At 72.1% G+C, this 17781-nt stretch carries 14 protein-coding genes; 5 read left to right on the top strand and 9 right to left on the bottom strand.

Going from position 1 to position 17781, the window contains the following annotated elements:
* The first annotated feature begins 76 nt into the window (after positions 1–76).
* Complete coding sequence (locus AADR41_RS23655) at positions 77–355, top strand: DUF6343 family protein (protein ID WP_342283392.1); 279 nt, start codon at positions 77–79, stop codon at positions 353–355.
* 51 nt (positions 356–406) lie between these two features.
* On the opposite strand, the gene AADR41_RS23650 is transcribed toward AADR41_RS23655, so the two are convergent.
* The 3 genes from AADR41_RS23650 to AADR41_RS23640 form a co-directional block, all read right to left on the bottom strand.
* A complete protein-coding gene (locus AADR41_RS23650; RefSeq protein WP_124718274.1) occupies positions 407–775 on the bottom strand; it encodes a tetratricopeptide repeat protein in 369 nt (122 codons plus the stop codon).
* A gap of 97 nt (positions 776–872) precedes the next feature.
* Positions 873–1478, bottom strand: coding sequence for a dephospho-CoA kinase (gene coaE, locus AADR41_RS23645; protein ID WP_342283391.1), 606 nt, complete (start codon positions 1476–1478; stop codon positions 873–875).
* A gap of 39 nt (positions 1479–1517) precedes the next feature.
* A complete protein-coding gene (locus AADR41_RS23640; protein ID WP_342283390.1) occupies positions 1518–2456 on the bottom strand; it encodes a PAC2 family protein in 939 nt (312 codons plus the stop codon).
* A gap of 453 nt (positions 2457–2909) precedes the next feature.
* Here AADR41_RS23640 and AADR41_RS23635 point away from each other — a divergent pair, with 453 nt between their 5' ends.
* Positions 2910–3872: a right-handed parallel beta-helix repeat-containing protein gene (locus tag AADR41_RS23635; protein WP_342283389.1), complete on the top strand. Its 963-nt coding sequence runs from the start codon at positions 2910–2912 to the stop codon at positions 3870–3872.
* 108 nt (positions 3873–3980) lie between these two features.
* On the opposite strand, the gene rpsA is transcribed toward AADR41_RS23635, so the two are convergent.
* Positions 3981–5492: a 30S ribosomal protein S1 gene (gene rpsA / locus AADR41_RS23630; RefSeq protein ID WP_072483117.1), complete on the bottom strand. Its 1512-nt coding sequence runs from the start codon at positions 5490–5492 to the stop codon at positions 3981–3983.
* 400 nt (positions 5493–5892) lie between these two features.
* On the opposite strand from rpsA, the gene AADR41_RS23625 reads away from it, so the two are divergent.
* Complete coding sequence (locus AADR41_RS23625; protein ID WP_342283388.1) at positions 5893–6714, top strand: class I SAM-dependent methyltransferase; 822 nt, start codon at positions 5893–5895, stop codon at positions 6712–6714.
* A gap of 61 nt (positions 6715–6775) precedes the next feature.
* Positions 6776–9271 (top strand): ATP-dependent helicase HrpB, encoded by a 2496-nt coding sequence (gene hrpB / locus AADR41_RS23620; protein WP_342283387.1) that lies wholly within the window; start codon positions 6776–6778, stop codon positions 9269–9271.
* 155 nt (positions 9272–9426) lie between these two features.
* Here hrpB and AADR41_RS23615 read toward each other — a convergent pair whose 3' ends face one another.
* From AADR41_RS23615 to AADR41_RS23605, 3 genes are all read right to left on the bottom strand, one after another.
* Entirely contained in the window at positions 9427–10404 is a 978-nt protein-coding gene (locus AADR41_RS23615; protein ID WP_342283386.1) for a DUF3068 domain-containing protein, read from the bottom strand.
* 56 nt (positions 10405–10460) lie between these two features.
* Positions 10461–10598, bottom strand: a complete 138-nt coding sequence (locus AADR41_RS23610; protein WP_266916575.1) for an SPW_0924 family protein — start codon at positions 10596–10598, stop codon at positions 10461–10463.
* Between the two features lie 143 nt (positions 10599–10741).
* Complete coding sequence (locus AADR41_RS23605) at positions 10742–12502, bottom strand: lytic transglycosylase domain-containing protein (protein WP_342283385.1); 1761 nt, start codon at positions 12500–12502, stop codon at positions 10742–10744.
* A gap of 186 nt (positions 12503–12688) precedes the next feature.
* Between AADR41_RS23605 and AADR41_RS23600 the strand changes: the two genes are divergently transcribed.
* Positions 12689–13528 (top strand): DUF4184 family protein, encoded by an 840-nt coding sequence (locus AADR41_RS23600; RefSeq protein ID WP_342283384.1) that lies wholly within the window; start codon positions 12689–12691, stop codon positions 13526–13528.
* Between the two features lie 15 nt (positions 13529–13543).
* Here the strand turns inward: AADR41_RS23600 and AADR41_RS23595 are convergent, their stop codons facing one another.
* Complete coding sequence (locus tag AADR41_RS23595; protein WP_342283383.1) at positions 13544–14638, bottom strand: hypothetical protein; 1095 nt, start codon at positions 14636–14638, stop codon at positions 13544–13546.
* Between the two features lie 310 nt (positions 14639–14948).
* Positions 14949–17660 carry a DNA polymerase I gene (polA, locus tag AADR41_RS23590; RefSeq protein ID WP_342283382.1) on the bottom strand — a complete coding sequence of 904 codons (2712 nt, stop codon included), beginning with the start codon at positions 17658–17660 and terminating at the stop codon, positions 14949–14951.
* Positions 17661–17781 lie beyond the last annotated feature (121 nt).

Raw genomic sequence — 17781 nt, 5'->3', positions numbered from 1 at the left:
CACGATCCCCTCAGTCCGACATCACATGTCCCACAAACGCCGTCACGGGTCCATGCTGGTAGAAGAGGCGATCGCCATGCGTACCGGCAATGAACCGACGACTGCCCGCAGTCCACTGCGGCTGCGGCTCTGGCTGAGTCTATGGGGGCTGGCCTGGGCCGTCTTCGGCCTGGCCGCCTTCACACTGACCGACCGGCCGGGCTGGGCCGCCGCCTGCGGCCTGCTGCTCCTGCTGGTCCTGGTGGATCTGACGGTGATCGTCCACCACATCCACCAGGGGCCGCACTACCAGCCCGGCCGCGATGTCCCGCCCTACGAACCCGACCACGGCGGTCACGGCAGGTACGGGCACTGAAGCGTCACCGGGGGCGCGACCCGGCGCAGGGTGTCGGTCCTGGGCGGGGCGTCAGTCCTGGGCCGGGAAGCGGGCCGCCTTCAGATACTCCGGGTTCGGGTCGAGCGCGGCCGCCAGCCGGAAGTGGCGGGCGGCCCGGTCCGTGCGGCCGGAGCGCTCGAAGGTGCGGGCCAGCGCGAAGTGCGCGAAGGCGTTGTCCGGTTCGCGCTCCAGGACGAGTTCGAATTCGAGCTCGGCGGGACGCAGCTGGGCGGCGGCGAAGAACGCGCGGGCGCGCAGCAGCCGGGCCGCGGTGTTCTCCGGATGGGCCGCGATCACCGAATCCAGCAGTTTCACCGCGCCCCGGGGGTCGCGCGCGGCCAGCAGGTGTTCGGCCGCGCGGAAGTCGATGACGTCGGTCTCCGGGGTCCTCTCGGGCACGGTCTCGTCCTTCCGTTCGTCGGCGGGTACTCGACCCGCCACCGGGTCCTCAACGTCCGGCCGCGGTCCGGTATTCCGGTCCCGGCCGGTGCCGGGGTCAGCCGGCTGCGGCGGCCCGCCCGGCCAGCTCCGACCAGACCTTGCGGACCTGCGGTTCCAGGTTCTCCAGCGGTCCGTCGTTGTCGATGATCAGGTCGGCCACGGCCCTGCGCTGCTCGCGGGTGGCCTGGGCGGCCATCCGGGCGCGGGCCTCGGGCTCGGTCATGCCGCGCAGCCGTACGAGCCGGTCGAGCTGGGTTCCGGGGCTCGCGTCCACGACGACCACCAGGTCGTAGAGCGGCGCCAGGCCGTTCTCGGTGAGGAGGGGGACGTCGTGGACGACGACCGAGTCGGGGCCCGCGGCCCGTTCCAGCTCGGCGGAGCGGGCGCCGACCAGGGGGTGCACGATCGCGTTGAGGGTGGCGAGCCGGTCGGCGTCGGAGAAGACGATCGAGCCGAGCTTCGGCCGGTCCAGTGTGCCGTCGGCGGTGAGGATGTCCGCGCCGAACGCGTCGACGACGGCCGCGAGCCCGGGTGTCCCCGGCTCGACGACCTCACGGGCGATCCGGTCCGCGTCGATCAGCACGGCCCCGTATCCGACGAGCAGCCGTGACACTTCACTCTTGCCGGCGCCGATCCCACCGGTCAGGCCCACTTTCAGCATGCCCGGCAGCCTAGTACGCGGAGTGACCGGCGGGTACGGTCAGATGTCGCCCTCGCGCTCCGCGAGGAACCGCTCGAATTCGAGGCCGATCTCGTCGGCGGACGGCAGGTCCACGGGCTCGGCCACCAGGTTGCCCCGGGTCTCGGATCCGGCGACCGCGTCGTACTGGTGCTCAAGGCCCTCGACGAGCGAGACGAGCTCCTCGTCGCCCTGGTCGATCTGCCGGTCGATCTCGGTCTGGGTGCGGTGCGCCTCGGTGCGCAGCGCATGGGCGACGCTCGGCAGGACCAGGCCGGTCGCGGCCGTGATCGACTCCAGCGCGGTGAGCGCGGCGTCCGGGTACGCGGAGCGGGCGACGTAGTGCGGGACGTGCGCGGCCACGCCGAGGACGTCGTGTCCGGCCTCCATCAGCCGGTACTCCACCAGGGCCTCGGCGGAGCCGGGCACCTGTGCCTCGTCGAACGGGCTGCGGTGGCCGGGCATGAGGTCCGTGCGGTTGCCGTGCGGGGTGATGCCGACGGGGCGGGTGTGCGGGACGCCCATCGGGATGCCGTGGAAGTTCACCGCGAGGCGGACGCCGAGGCGCTCGACGATCTGCTCGACGGCGGCGGCGAAGCGCTCCCACTCCACGTCGGGCTCGGGCCCGGACAGCAGCAGGAACGGCGCCCCGGTGGCGTCCTGGACGACCCTGACGTCGAGCGTCGGGGTCTCGTAGGCGGCCCAGCGGTCGCGCCGGAAGGTGAGCAGCGGGCGCCGTGCGCGGTAGTCGACCAGACGGTCGTGGTCGAAGCTGGCCACGACCTGGTGCGGCAGCGTTTCGAGCAGGCCGTCCACGATCTGCTCGCCGGTCTCGCCCGCGTCGATGTATCCGTCGAAGTGGTAGAGCATGACCAGGCCGGCCGACTCCTGGGCGAGCGCCATGTCGACGACGGCCAGGCCCTTCGGCTCCCATTCGTACAAACTCTGCGGATCAGGCACGGTTACCGCTCCTCCTCGTGTTCCTGGAGAAGAACGCCCGGCGGGGCACATGCATTCCCGGACTGTGCCCTTTCACCCGCCGGTTCATGCCGGATCCGGTGCGAGAACGCCGGGGCCGCCCGCGGGGCGGGAGCCGCCGGCGGGCATCCGCCCTCCCGTCCGGGACAACGGCGTTGACGTTCATGTCGGTGAACACGGCTCCGGCGACGCCGAGTTCATGACAGCGGGCCGGACCGCAGGCTCCGCGCACGGAGGGCGACGGACCGTCAGTTTCCCGTGCACCACACAGGCGTTCCCTGGTTCACCCGGTCCACCGGTCCACCCTCGCGAGGCATTGGTCCAGACATTGACAGGGCCGCGCCCCGTCCCTACCGTCACTGGGCAGAGCGTTCAGAGACTCGCCCCACATTCATGTACGAGAACCTCGAACCCCTTCGACGGGAAGGCACCCCCATGCGCACCCGCACTCCGCTCCCGGCCCTGCTGGCCACCGCCCTCGCCACCGGCGGCCTCGCCCTCGCCTCCGCCACCACGGCCGGCGCGGCAACGGTCATCGACGTGAGCACCGCCGCCCAGCTCAAGTCCGCCCTCACCGCCGCGGCCCCGGGCGACACCATCCGGCTCGCCGACGGCACGTACACCGGCAACTTCAAGGCGACCGTCCCCGGCACCGCCTCCGCCCGGATCACCCTCACGGGCTCGGCCGGGGCGGTCCTCACGGCCGGCGGGGGCTACGGACTGCACATCGACGGGGCCTCCTACTGGACCGTCGAGGGCATCACCGTCACCGGCGGCCAGAAGGGCATCATGGCCGACGCCGCCACCGGCGTCGTCATCGATTCGGTGACCGTGCACGACCTGGACATGGAGGGCGTCCACTTCCGCAGGTCCAGCAGGAACGGCGTCATCAAGGACTCGCGGATCTACGACACCGGGCACGACGGCCGGGGCATGGGCGAGGGCGTCTACGTCGGCACGGCCGGCGATCTCTCCGACCGGAGCGACGGGGTCCAGATCCTGCGGAACACGATCGGCCCGGGGGTCGGCGGCGAGAACGTCGACATCAAGGAGGGCACCACCGGGGCGAGGATCATCGGCAACACCTTCGACGGCAGCGGGCTGACCGGAGCCAACTACGACGACTCCTGGGTCGACGTGAAGGGCAATGACGTCCTGGTCGAGGGAAACAAGGGCTCCCGTACGAGCAACAACGGCTACGAGACCCACACCCAGCAGAGCGGCTGGGGCTGCGGCACCGTCTTCCGCGGCAACACCTCGGACCTGACCGGCGCCAAGGGCGACAAGCAGCTCGCCGTCAACGTCACCAACTACGGCGCCGGCTGCCCGGCAACCGTGCACAGCAGCAACACGGTGACCGGCGGCAAGGGACTGACCAACATCGCCGTCACGCCGTAACGGCGGGCGTGGACGATCACGGAAACGAGTGAGGCCCGCTCCCCGAAGGGAGCGGGCCTCACTTTTCAGCTACTGCGGTCGATCACCGACCGGAGGGGGTGCAGAGCGTCAGCTCTGGCCGCCCGCCAGCTTCTCGCGCAGGGCAGCCAGGGCCTCGTCCGACGCCAGGGCGCCGGAGTTGTCCGCGGACTCCGAGGAGTACGAGCCGCCACCGCTGCCGCCGGAGGCAGCCGGGGCGCCACCGGCCGGGGCGGCAGCGCCCTCGGCAGCAGCGGCCTCGTCGGCCTCGCGGGACTTGATGACCTGGGCCTGGTGCTGCTCGAAGCGCTGCTGCGCCTCGGCGTACTGCGTCTCCCACGCCTCGCGCTGGGTCTCGTAGCCCTCGAGCCAGTCGTTGGTCTCGGGGTCGAAGCCCTCGGGGTAGATGTAGTTGCCCTGGTCGTCGTAGGACGCGGCCATGCCGTACAGGGTCGGGTCGAACTCGACCGACGCCGGGTCGGCACCGAAGGACTCGTTGGCCTGCTTCAGCGAGAGGCTGATGCGACGACGCTCCAGGTCGATGTCGATGACCTTGACGAAGATCTCGTCGTTGACCTGGACGACCTGCTCCGGGATCTCCACGTGGCGCTCGGCCAGCTCGGAGATGTGGACCAGGCCCTCGATGCCCTCGTCGACGCGCACGAACGCACCGAACGGAACGAGCTTGGTGACCTTACCGGGAACGACCTGCCCGATCTGGTGCGTACGGGCGAACTGCTGCCACGGGTCTTCCTGCGTCGCCTTGAGCGACAGGGAGACGCGCTCGCGGTCCATGTCGACGTCGAGAACCTCGACGGTGACTTCCTGGCCGACCTCGACAACCTCGGAGGGGTGGTCGATGTGCTTCCAGGACAGCTCGGAGACGTGCACGAGACCGTCGACGCCGCCGAGGTCCACGAACGCACCGAAGTTGACGATCGAGGAGACGACGCCGGAGCGGACCTGGCCCTTCTGCAGGGTCGTGAGGAACGTCTGGCGAACCTCGGACTGGGTCTGCTCCAGCCAGGCACGGCGGGACAGGACCACGTTGTTGCGGTTCTTGTCCAGCTCGATGATCTTGGCCTCGAGCTCCTTGCCCACGTAGGGCTGGAGGTCGCGGACACGGCGCATCTCGACGAGGGAGGCCGGCAGGAAGCCACGGAGGCCGATGTCGAGGATGAGACCACCCTTGACGACCTCGATGACGGTACCGGTGACGATGCCGTCCTCTTCCTTGATCTTCTCGATCGTGCCCCAGGCACGCTCGTACTGAGCGCGCTTCTTGGACAGGATGAGGCGGCCTTCCTTGTCCTCCTTCTGGAGAACCAGGGCCTCGATCTCGTCGCCGACCTTGACGACCTCGTTCGGGTCGACGTCGTGCTTGATCGAAAGCTCGCGGGAGGGGATGACGCCTTCGGTCTTGTAACCGATGTCGAGCAGGACCTCGTCCCGGTCGACCTTCACGATGACGCCGTCGACGATGTCGCCGTCGTTGAAGTACTTGATCGTCTCGTCGATCGCGGCGAGGAAGGCTTCCTCGTTACCGATGTCGTTGACCGCTACCTGCGGGGTGGTGGCGGTGGTCTCGGTGCTGCTCGTCATGTGGGAAAGGGCTCCGGTACGGACAGTGAGTCGTAGGTACTGCTACGCCGGGAGCCCGTATCACCTCTGCAGAAGCCGGACAGCTCGGGAAGCACCGAACCCGCCGGACGGGAGGCGCCTCGTGAACCGAGGGGACATACAACAGATGCGAGCGCGGCCTGCTAGGTCTGAGGCGCGCAGGCTCGCAGCGCAACTTGTAGCATACGGGGGCAGCCGGGCACGGTCAATGCGCGAAGGCGCACACCGGGGGCGCAACGGCGCATATCCGGCACAACTCGTGTTCCCCGAGGCCAGATCGGCCCCAGGAGACAAACCCACGGGCACGGGAGCCGTACTCACAGGTACCCCAAGGTACGTACCGCGTGCGGCGGGGTGAAGGCAAACTACAACGACGGACACGATGAGCCAAGAGATCTACCCGGCCGAACCCGAAGCGACCCGCCGCGAGGCGTCGGAGGCCGAGAGCAGCCGGGCCAGTCGCGGCTGGTGGGACCGGAACGCCGACGAGTACCAGAGCGACCACGGCGCCTTCCTGGGCGACGACCGCTTCGTCTGGGGGCCGGAAGGGCTCGACGAGGCGGAGGCCGGTCTGCTGGGCCCCGCCGGGTCGCTGCGCGGCCTGGACGTCCTGGAGATCGGCGCGGGCGCCGCGCAGTGCTCGCGCTGGCTCGCCGCGCAGGGGGCCCGGCCGGTGGCGCTGGACCTCTCGCACCGGCAGTTGCAGCACGCGCTGCGGATCGACGGCGACGCGCCGGCGGTCCGGCTGGTCGAGGCGGACGCCGGGGTGCTGCCGTTCCGGGACGGCTCCTTCGACCTGGCGTGCTCCGCCTACGGCGCGGTGCCGTTCGTCGCCGACCCCGTGCAGGTGTTCCGCGAGGTGCACCGGGTGCTGCGTCCCGGGGGCCGCTGGGTCTTCTCGGTGACGCATCCGGTGCGCTGGGCGTTCCCGGACGAGCCGGGGCCCGAGGGCCTGTCGGTCGCGGCCTCGTACTTCGACCGCACTCCTTACGTCGAGCAGGACGAGCGGGGCGAGGCCGTGTACGTCGAGCACCACCGGACGCTCGGCGACCGGGTGCGGGACGTGGTGGCCGGCGGCTTCCGGCTGGTCGACCTCGTCGAACCGGAGTGGCCGGCCTGGAACCACCAGGAGTGGGGCGGCTGGTCCCCCCTGCGCGGAAACCTGATCCCCGGCACGGCGGTCTTCGTCTGCGAGCGGGGCTGACGGAACCGGTCCCGCGGCACCGGCGCTCCGGCACGGGAGCGGGTCGTACGAGACTGGGGGCGTGATCCGTACCGACGCCCTGGACCAGTTGCCCGTACGCACCGCTGTGCCCGACCTGGAGCGGGCGCTCGACGACCGCGGTGTCGCGGTGCTGTGCGCGCCGCCCGGCACCGGCAAGACGACCCTCGTACCGCTGGTCCTGGCCGGTCTGGCCGGTGGCGGTCCGGTGCGCCGGGTGCTGGTCGCGGAGCCGCGGCGGATCGCGGCGCGGGCGGCGGCGCGGCGGATGGCGTGGCTCGTCGGGGAGCGGGCCGGCGGCCGGGTGGGGTTCACGGTCCGCGGGGAGCGGGTGGTGGGGCGCGACACGGTGGTGGAGGTGGTGACCACCGGTGTGCTGCTCCAGCGGCTCCAGCGCGACCAGGAGCTGGCCGGGGTCGACGCGGTGATCATCGACGAGTGCCACGAGCGGCATCTGGACGCGGACACGGTCGCGGCGTTCCTGCTGGACGTGCGGGAGGCGATCCGGCCCGATCTGCGGCTGGTCGCCGCGTCCGCGACGACGGACGCGCAGGGCTGGGCCCGGCTGCTGGGCGATGCCCCGGTGGTCGAGGCGGAGGGTGTCTCGCATCCGGTGGAGGTGGTCTGGGCGCCGCCCGCCTCGCCGGTGCGGCCGCCGCACGGGATGAGGGTCGATCCGGCGCTGCTGACGCATGTGGCCGCGACGGTGCGCCGGGCGCTCGCGGAGCGGGACGGGGACGTGTTGTGTTTTCTGCCGGGGGTCGGCGAGATCGGCCGGGTGGCGGGGCAGCTGACCGGGGTGGCCGCCGAGGTGCTCCAGGTGCACGGGCGGGCCCCGGCGGCGGTGCAGGACGCGGTGCTGGCCGGGTCGTCCGGCGAGCGGCGGCGGGTGGTGCTGGCGACCTCGGTCGCGGAGTCGTCCCTCACGGTGCCCGGGGTGCGGGTGGTGGTGGACTCGGGGCTGGCCAGGGAGCCGCGTACCGATCACGCCCGGGGGCTGAGCGCGCTGACGACGGTGCGGGCCTCGCAGGCGGCCGGAAGGCAGCGGGCGGGCCGGGCCGGGCGGGAGGCGCCCGGGGCGGTGTACCGGTGCTGGGCGCAGGCGGAGGACGGCAGGCTCGCCCGGTTCCCGTCCCCGGAGATCAAGGTCGCGGACCTGACGGCGTTCGCGTTGCAGGCGGCGTGCTGGGGCGATCCGGGGGCGTCGGGGCTGGCGCTGCTCGACCCGCCGCCCGCGGGTGCGATGAGCGCGGCGCGCGAGGTGCTGACGGCGACCGGCGCGGTGGACGCGGAGGGAAGGGTGACCGGCCGGGGCACCCGGATGTCGCGGCTGGGCCTGCATCCCCGGCTGGCGCGGGCGTTGCTGGACGGGGCCGCCGAGGTGGGCGGCCGGCGGGCGGCCGAGGTCGTGGCGCTGCTGAGCGAGGAGCCGCCGAGGGAGTACGGGGACGATCTGGCGGCCGCGTTGCGCGCGGCGCGGCGGGGCGGCGACGGGTACGCGGGGCGGTGGCGGCAGGAGGTGCGGCGGCTGTCCTCCTTCGTCGCGGACGCGGGCGGGGGCTCCGGGCCGGACGACGCGGCGGTGGGCCTGGTGGCCGCGCTGGCCTTCCCGGAGCGGGTGGCGCGGGCGCGGGGCGAGGGGGCGTTCCTGATGGTGTCGGGGACGGGTGCGCAGCCGCGGGACGGTTCGGGGCTGCGCGGTGCGCCGTGGCTGGCGGTCGCGGTGGCGGACCGGCCCGCGCACTCGGCGTCCGCGCGGGTGCGGCTCGCGGCCGTCATCGACGAGGACACGGCGCGGTCGGCCGCCGGGCATCTGCGGTTCGCGGGCGAGGAGGTCCACTGGGCGGGCGGCGACGTGGTGGCCCGCCGGGTGGAGCGGCTGGGGGCCGTCGAGCTGTCGGTGCGTCCGTTGAAGCAGCCGGCGCCCGGTCCGGTGCGTGAGGCGCTGGTCGAGGGGTTGCGGCGCGAGGGGCTCGGGCTGCTGCGCTGGACGCGCGAGACCGGGCAGCTGCGGGAGCGGCTCGCGTTCCTCCACCGTGAGCTGGGCGAGCCCTGGCCGGACGTGTCGGAGGATGCGCTGCTGGAACGTACCGGGCAGTGGCTGGAGCCCGAGCTGTCACGGGCCCGGCGCCGTTCCGACCTGGCCCGGATCGACGCGGGGCAGGCGCTGCGGCGGTTGCTGCCGTGGGCGACCGGCGAGGCGGTGCGGCTCGACGAGCTGGCGCCGGAGCGGATCGAGGTGCCGAGCGGTTCCCGGATCAGGGTGGAGTACGGCGGGGCTCAGCCGGTGCTCGCGGTGAAGCTCCAGGAGCTGTTCGGTCTGCGGGAGACCCCGAGGGTGGCCGGGGTGCCGGTCCTGGTCCACCTGCTCTCCCCGGCCGGCCGTCCCGCCGCCGTCACCGCCGATCTGGCGTCGTTCTGGCAGGACGGCTACCGCGCCGTACGGGCGGAGCTGCGCGGCCGCTATCCGAAGCACCCGTGGCCGGAGGATCCGACGACGGTGGAGGCGACCCGGTTCACCAAGAGGACCCGGCGGTAGGCGGCGCGGGTGGAGGAGCGGGGCCGGGGTGCGTGCGTCGCGGGGCGCAGGACCGGGCCGACGCGGAGCGTTGGTGACCGACGGCAACACCGCGGGGCGCGTGCCCCGGCCCCGCGACGCCGCGGTGCCCGCCGCCGGCTCCTCCGGGGCCCGGCTCAAGCGGGAGCGGGTGCGGGGGCGGGGTCCGGGCGGCGGGAGCGGGCCTCCAGCCAGAGGGCGAGGGCGAGCAGTCCGGCGCCGAGGACCAGGAAGCCCCAGGGCAGGTACGAGGTGAGGAGCAGGACCAGCAGGCGCTGGGACTTGACGAGGTCGACGATGGATTCGACGTAGTCCGGGCGCATCTTCACGTGTCCGGCGAACACGGTCATGGTGTCCTTCGGCATCCCCATCTTCTTGGCGTTGCGCAGCTCCTCCTTGTGTATTTCCTCGCCGTTGACCGGCGCTCCGGTGACCGGGTCCACCCAGAACATCCGCTGGGTGGTGTACCAGCGGGTCATGCCCGTCTTCGCGATCTGTTCCGGGCTGACGCCCTTGATCGGCATCTTCTTCGGCATCGGGACCTTGGTCCACGGGATGGTCTGCTCGAAGTAGTAGACGTCCATGCCGTGGAAGGTGCGGGTGCCCTTGAAGTGGATGGGCGAGCTGGTGCGGGTCTGGGCGTCGAAGTACTCGTAGTCGCGCTTCTGGGTGAGGAAGGGCCACTTGAACTCGATGCCGTCGCGCCTGACCGGGTCGCCGTCGACCATTTCGCCGGTGGCGTGGACGGGGGCCTGGCTGTGGGCGTCGAAGATGTAGCGTTCGGGGATCTCGGAGACCATCTTGCCGTCCGGTCCGGCCACGTAGCTGAGGGCGTCCCAGACGACGACGTCGCGGCCGGCGCTGCGTTCGATCTTCTCGGACTCCTCGACGTTCCCCTTGAGGGTCTGCACGATGGTGACCTTGGGGACCGTCTTCACCTTCATGTTGTCGTTGTAGTCGAGGAGGGTGGCGGGCTTCGCCTCCAGCACCGTCTCCTGGTACTGGCTGGGCGGGATCTTCGCCAGCCTGGGGAAGGCGTACCAGCGCAGCAGTGGCGACATGGCGGCGAAGAAGACGGCGAATGCCAGGAGTACGAGGCTGGCTCGGCGGCGCATGTGGGTGCCCTCCCTCGGCTTCGGTTGCTTTTGGTGGTCAGTGCCGGATCGGGGCACTAGTTCTTGGGGCCCGGGACGGTGGTCAGCAGGGGTTCGGGCGAGGTCTCTCCGGGCGGGGCGCCGATCGCCGTGATGGTGAAGACGAGCGCGAGGGCTGCGGCGAGCCCGATGGCGGCGGCGACGAGAGCTCGCATGCCGGTCCTCCCGGAGAGCACGGATCTGATGGGTCGTCAGGATTGGGGCACCGTAGCAACGCGGGCGCGAGATGAGAACACGTGGAACAGCCCCTCTGCCGGGTGGTGGCAGAGGGGCTGTTCCGACGTGCGGGGCAACGGGGTCAGGCGGTGGGCGTCCCGGAGGGCTCGGGCGTCCTCGACGGCTCGGGGGTACCGGAGGGGTCGGGCGTCCCGGCGGGATCGGGCGTTCCGGTGGGGTCGGGCGTTCCGGTGGGGTCGGCCGGCTCGACCTTCAGCTCGATGACGACCGTGGCGCCGCCCTCGGTGGTGAGGCGCAGCCTGTAGGTGCCCGCGGTGCCGTCGGCGTAGATCTCGGGCAGCTTCAGGGTGCCGTCGGCGCCGGTCTTCAGGTCCGTGAGGGTACGGACCGTCTTGTCGTCGGCGTCCTTGAAGTAGGGGCCCTTGTCGTTCTCGACCGGCTTCTCGTCGTCGGTGATCATGGTGGCGGTGACGGCGACACCCGCCGCGACCGCGCCCTTGTAGGTGGCCTTGACCTCGACGGTGTCGGCGAACTCGGTGCCGGCCTTTGTGGTCAGCGCCTTCTCGTCGGTCCTGGCGATCGCGTCGGCCGGGCGGCCGGTGACGGTCGCGCCGTAGGCGACGGCGGGCAGCGAGCGGCCGGTGGCGACGGCCCGCACCGTGAACTTCCCGGCCTTCTCACCGGCCTTCAGGACCGGGGCGGTGACCGTGCCGTCGGCGCCGGTCCGGAGGGTGGCCGTCTTCTTCCCGCCGTCGAAGGCCGCGTCGGTGTCACCGGCGACGGTGAAGGTCACGGACACCCTGGCGAGCGGGCCGCCGAGCTTGTTCTTGGCCCGGACCTTGATCCGCTCGGCGAAGGCGTCGCCCGCGGTGGCCGTCAGCGGGCCGGTACCGGCGTTCTCCACGCCCGCGAGGGTCTCGGCCGGCTCGGCGGGCGGCTTCGGCTCCGGGGTCGGCCCGGTCGATCCGCCGTCGCCCGGCTTCGAGGGGCCGGGGGCCGGCTTGCCGGGCCCGGACGGCGAGGGCGAGGGGCTCGGGCTGCCGGGGCCGGGGTCCGTGCCGCCGCCGAGGCCGGGCGGGACGGTGCCCGTTCCGTCGGGGATCTCGTGGGTGCCGCGCTTGTAGTAGTCGAACCACGAGCGGACGGTACGCAGATAGGCGTCCGAGTGGTTGTAGCTCAGGACCGCCCGGTCGAGGTCCGCGGCGAGGGACAGATCGCGGGAGCCGGCGCAGAGGTAGCGGCCGGCGGCGAGCGCCGCGTCGTAGATGTTGTTGGGGTCCTTGCGGCCGTCGCCGTTGCCGTCCTGGCCCCAGGTCGCCCAGGTGGACGGGATGAACTGCATCGGGCCGACGGCACGGTCGTGGGTCGAGTCCCCGTCGTACGCCCCGTTGTCGGTGTCCTTGATCATGGCGAAGCCCCGGCCGTCCAGGACCGGGCCGAGGATCGGTGAGAACGTGGTGCCGTTCGCGTCGACCCGGCCGCCGCGGGCCTGGCCGGACTCGACCTTGCCGATCGCGGCGAGCAGCTGCCAGGGCAGCCGGCAGGCCGCGTCGCTGCCGGCGACGGTCTGCTCGGCCTTCTTGTACGCGGCCAGGATGGAGGCCGGGATGCCGGATTCCGCGCTGCCGGTGACGGGCGGATTCGTGGACGTGCCGGGCTTGTCGGGGGTGTTCAGCGGCGGCAGGTCCGTGTAGTACGGCGAGTTGCCGGTGGCCGCGCTGTCGTCGGGCGGAGGTGTCGACCCGGTGGCCTGCGGGTCGTCGCTCCCGGTGACCAGCGTGGCGCCCGGGGCCCCCGAGGCGGAGAGCGCCGCCACGGCGACGGCGGCCACAGCGGTGGTGGTCGCCCCCTTGCGAAGCCGGCGACCGAATTGCGCTGCCATACCTCTGGCCCCTCCCCTTCGTCGACAGTCCGCGCTCCCCAGCGACAGGACTCAGGCGACCCTACGGCAACTTGTGCCGTAGGGGCACTGCGTACTGACCGGTTCTTACCTGTTTTTCACGTTCCCGACGGCAAGTTGTACGGCGGTGGTCAGAGGGGCTCGCACGGCTCGCGCATACTTGCCGCCATGCCGTTCACACTCAGTCATGCCGCCGCCGTACTGCCGGGGATGCGGCGGGACGGGACGGCGCGTGGAGGGCTGTTCGCCTCGGCCCTGGTCGCGGGTTCGTTCGCCCCCGACATGACGTACTACGCGGACACCGCGATCCCCGGCGCCATGGAGTTCGGGCAGGTCACCCACTCGGTGTGGGGCGTCATCACCGTCGATGTGCTGATCACCGCGGCCGTGGTGGCGCTGTGGCTGCTGCTGCGCGAACCGCTGGTGGCGCTGCTGCCGGCCAACCGGCAGGGGAGCGTCCACGCGTTCGTACGGGGTCGGCGCGGTGCGCGGGGGGTCCGGGAGGCCGTCGGGTTCGTGGGGTCGGCGATGATCGGGGCCGCCACGCATGTCGTCTGGGACGCCTTCACCCATCACGACCGGTGGGGTGTCCGCCTGGTGCCGGTGCTCGACGGGAGCGTCGGCGGATTCCCGGTGTTCCAGCTGGTGCAGTACGGCAGTTCGGCGGTGGCCCTGGCCGTACTCGCCCGGTTCACGGCCTCGGGGCTGCGCGCCACCGGGACCCGCCCGGTCCCGCCGTCGGTGCCGGTGCTGGACCGGCGGGGGCGGTGGGCGGCGGGGGCGCTGCTGAGCGTCTGCGCACTGCTCGGCATCGTCCACCGGTGCGCGCGCTGGTACGCGTACTTCGGGCACATCGACACCCCGCTCGACATCGTCCCGACCGCCTGCTTCGGCGCCGGGGCGGGGCTGGCGGTGGGCCTGGTGCTGTACGGGGTGTGGATGCGGCTGCGGATGCGGCGACCGCGTCCGGCCGCCCCCGTGGCCGAGGGCGTGTCCGTGAAGCCCTGATCCGGGCGAGGGGCCCTAGGAACGGGTGGCGGTCGCGCAGTTGCCGCCCGTGGCCGTCGTGCCGTTGCTCGTGTCGATCAGCCTGCTGCGGTCGTACGGATCGACGAGACGGGTCTTGTCGGTGGCCTGCTCGTCGTCCGTGCCGAAGGGGGGCACGAAGTAGCCGGTCGGGGCGGAGCAGCCGCCGTTGGTCATGTCGAGCGTGTACGAGACGAGGGACATCGTGCCCGGCTCGGTGATGACCTCGGCCGGGTCGTCCCAGCTCATCACCACCTGTCGCCGCACGATCGTACGGACGACCTCGGCGTCCCGCCCGCCGTCTCCCGCCGTGGTGACCGGGTAGACGAAGGTGACGTCGCCCGTCACCTCGACCGCCCCCTTCCTCCCCTCCCGGTAGGTGAGCCGGCCGCGGGTCCTGACCACGTCGCCGACCAGCCGGGACTGCTCCGGCCGGAAGCGGCTGAACAACAGCAGCGGGTCGGTCCTGCCGCTGGGCGCCTTCGACGACAGGGCGGTACGGAGATACTTCTGGACGTCCTCCTGATGCGGGTTCAGCATCGCGATCGCCTTCGTGGGCCGCTCACCGCGCAGCACTTGGGGGTCGAGCCCCGCGGCCACCAGGAAGTCCCGGCTCCGGCGCAGTGCCCGCTCCACCCGGGCGGTGTCCATCCAGCCCGTCGCCTCGGCCGGCGGCACCGTGATTCCCGCCGCGCCGTCGGCCCAGCGGGCGGCGGGCGAGCCCCGGAAGGGTTCGGCGAGGGTGGGGCGCAGATCCCGCTCGGCTCCGGGAGCCTCCTTCGGCCGCTCCGACTCGGCGGCCTGCGGCGCCCCGTCCTGCCCGCCGTCGTCACCGCCGAACCAGCCGGCGACCTGCTGCGGGAAGAACGTCATGACCAGAAGGGCCGCGACCACCACCAGACCGGTCATCACATACCGGCCCGTCCTGCGCCGGGGCCGGGCCGGAGCGTACGTACGCCATCCTTCCGGCTGCCCGGAGCTCTCCCGCAGCCGCTGCTCCGCCTCACGGGCGCGCGCCGACGGCTCCACAGGAGCCCCGGGCACACCCGCCACCGATTCGCGGAGGAACCGCTCCCACTCCTCTTCGGACACGGACGAATCGTCCGGCCCCCCAGCCCCGCTCACACCGCACTCCCGTTCCCGCCCGATTGCCCGATTGGTCGACTGCTCGGTGGGCGCGCGGCCGTCCGACCGGTCGGCTGCGCACCGGCCCACCAAAAGTCGGCCATATGATCGCATGATCAAGTCAGCGGCCTGCCGGGGCGGTGCGTCGGCTGTCAGGTCGCCGCACCCGCCGTCGGCACGGGCGCGGCATGTGCCGTTCCGGCAGCACGACCCGGGGCCCGGACACGCGGACGGGCCCGGAGCGTGCGCCCCGGGCCCGTCCGACACCTCCGGCAGATCAGTGCGCCGCGGACTCCCAGTCCGTGCCGACGCCCACCGAGACGTCCAGCGGGGCGCGCAACTGCACGGCCGTGGACATCTCGTGGCGCAGGATCTCCTCGACCCGCTCCCGCTCACCCCCGGCGATCTCCAGCACGATTTCGTCATGGACCTGGAGCAGCATCCGGGACTTCAGCTTCGCCTCGGTCAGCGCCCGGTCGACCTGGAGCATGGCCACCTTGACGATGTCCGCGGCCGTGCCCTGGATCGGTGCGTTGAGCGCCATCCGCTCGGCCATCTCGCGGCGCTGGCGGTTGTCGCTGTTGAGGTCGGGGAGGTAACGGCGGCGGCCGAAGGCCGTCTCCGTGTAACCGGTGGCCCGCGCCTCCTCCACCACCCGGTGCAGATAGTCCCGCACCCCGCCGAACCGCTCGAAGTAGGTGTCCATCAGACCGCGCGCCTCGCCGGCCTCGATGTTCAGCTGCTGGGAGAGGCCGAACGCGGAGAGCCCGTACGCGAGTCCGTAGCTCATGGCCTTGATCTTGCGGCGCATCTCCGGGTCCACGGCCGACTTGTCGACGCCGAAGACCTGCGAGGCGACCGTGGTGTGCAGGTCCTCGCCGGAGGTGAACGCCTCGATCAGGCCCTTGTCCTCGGAGAGATGCGCCATCACCCGCAGCTCGATCTGGCTGTAGTCGGCGGTCATCAGCGTCTCGAAGCCCTCGCCGACGACGAAGCCGCGGCGGATGGCCCGGCCCTCGTCCGTACGGACCGGGATGTTCTGCAGGTTGGGGTCGGTGGAGGAGAGCCGGCCCGTCGCCGCCACGGTCTGGTTGAACGTGGTGTGGATCCGGCCGTCCGCCGCGATCGTCTTGACCAGACCCTCGACGGTGACCCGCAGCTTGGCCTGCTCGCGGTGGCGCAGCATGATCACCGGCAGCTCGTGCTCGGTCTGCGCGGCGAGCCAGGCCAGCGCGTCGGCGTCCGTGGTGTACCCGGTCTTGGTCTTCTTCGTCTTCGGCAGGCCCAGCTCGCCGAAGAGGACCTCCTGGAGCTGCTTGGGCGATCCGAGGTTGAACTCGCGGCCGACCGCGGCGTGCGCCTCCTTCACCGCCTGCTGCACCGCACCGGCGAACTGCTGCTCCATGCCTTCCAGATGGGCCCGGTCGGCGGCGATGCCGTGCCGCTCCAGACGGGCCAGCAGCGCGGACGTCGGCAGCTCCATGCCGTGCAGCAGCTCGGCCGCGCCGACCTCCGCCAGCCGCGTGGTGAACGCGTCGCCCAGGTCCAGGACCGCGCGGGCCTGCGCCATCAGGGACTCGGCCTCGGCCTGGTCGTCCGCACCGAAGGCCAGCTGTCCGTCGGACGCGGCGGCGGGGGTCAGCTCGCGGCCCAGGTACTCCACCGCCAGCGCGTCCAGCGCGAAGGAGCGCCGGCCGGGCTTGACCAGATAGGCGGCCAGCGCGGTGTCCATCGTGACGCCCTCGACCTGCCAGCCGTGCTCGGGGAAGACCCGCATGGCGCTCTTCGCGTTGTGCATGACCTTGGGCCGGTCCGCGTCGGCGATCCACGCGGCGAACGCCTGCTCGTCGCCCTCGTCGATCGCGGCCGGGTCGAACCACGCCGCCGCACCGTCCGCCGCGGCCAGCGCGACCTCGGTGACCGCGCCGGAGCCCAGCGCCCAGGTGTCGACGGTGGCCACACCGAGCGGCTGCCCGCCGTGCCCGGCGAGCCACGGCGCGAGCTCGCCCGCGCCCAGCACCGCACCGTCCAGCTCGACGCCCGCGGCGGGCGCCGGGGCCTCGTCCTCGGCCGCACCCGGGTCGACGGCCAGCAGCCGCTCGCGCAGGCTCGGGTTGCGGATCTCCAGGACGTCCAGCACACCGGTCACCGCCGTGCGGTCGTACGGGGCGCGCTCCAGGTCCTGGGGGGTCTTCGGCAGCTCCACGTCGCGGACCATCTCGGTCAGCCTGCGGTTCAGCCGCACCGCGTCCAGGTGGTCCCGGAAATTCTGACCGGCCTTGCCCTTGACCTCCTCGGCCCGCTCGACCAACTCGGCGAACGAACCGAACTGGTTGATCCACTTCGCGGCGGTCTTCTCACCGACGCCGGGGATGCCCGGGAGGTTGTCCGACGGGTCGCCGCGCAGCGCCGCGAAGTCCGGATACTGCTGCGGCGTGAGCCCGTACTTCTCCTCGACCTTGGCCGGGGTGAACCGGGTCAGCTCCGAGACGCCCTTGGTCGGGTACAGCACCGTGACGTTGTCCGTGATCAGCTGGAACGAGTCCCGGTCACCGGTGACGATCAGCACCTCGAAGCCGGCCGCCTCGGCCTGTGTGGCCAGCGTGGCGATGACGTCGTCCGCCTCGAAGCCGTCGACCGCGAAACGGTCCGCGTGCATCGCGTCCAGCAGCTCGCCGATCAGCTCGACCTGCCCCTTGAACTCGTCCGGGGTCTTCGAGCGGTTCGCCTTGTACTCAGGGAACTCCTGGGAGCGCCAGGTCTTGCGGGAGACGTCGAACGCCACCGCGAAATGCGTCGGCGCCTCGTCACGCAGTGTGTTCGCGAGCATCGACGCGAAGCCGTACACCGCGTTCGTCGGCTGCCCCGACCCTGTCGTGAAATTCTCCGCAGGCAGCGCAAAGAACGCCCGGTACGCCAGGGAGTGCCCGTCCATCAGGAGCAGGCGCGGTCGGTTGTCTGCCGTCTTCTTCGATGCCGTCTCAGCCACGCCCCCGATCCTGCCACGGACCACTGACATTCCCGACCGACCCGGCTCGGCGCCCGCCCTGTCCGTGCCGCGTGACAGGATCGCGGGAGGAACACGGACAGCACCGCTGCGCACAGCACAC

Source organism: Streptomyces sp. CLV115, from assembly GCF_038448545.1.
Classification (GTDB): Bacteria; Actinomycetota; Actinomycetes; order Streptomycetales; family Streptomycetaceae; genus Streptomyces; species Streptomyces sanglieri.
Note: the sequence above shows the minus strand (reverse complement) of the source record. Positions and strands in the feature narration are given on the sequence as shown.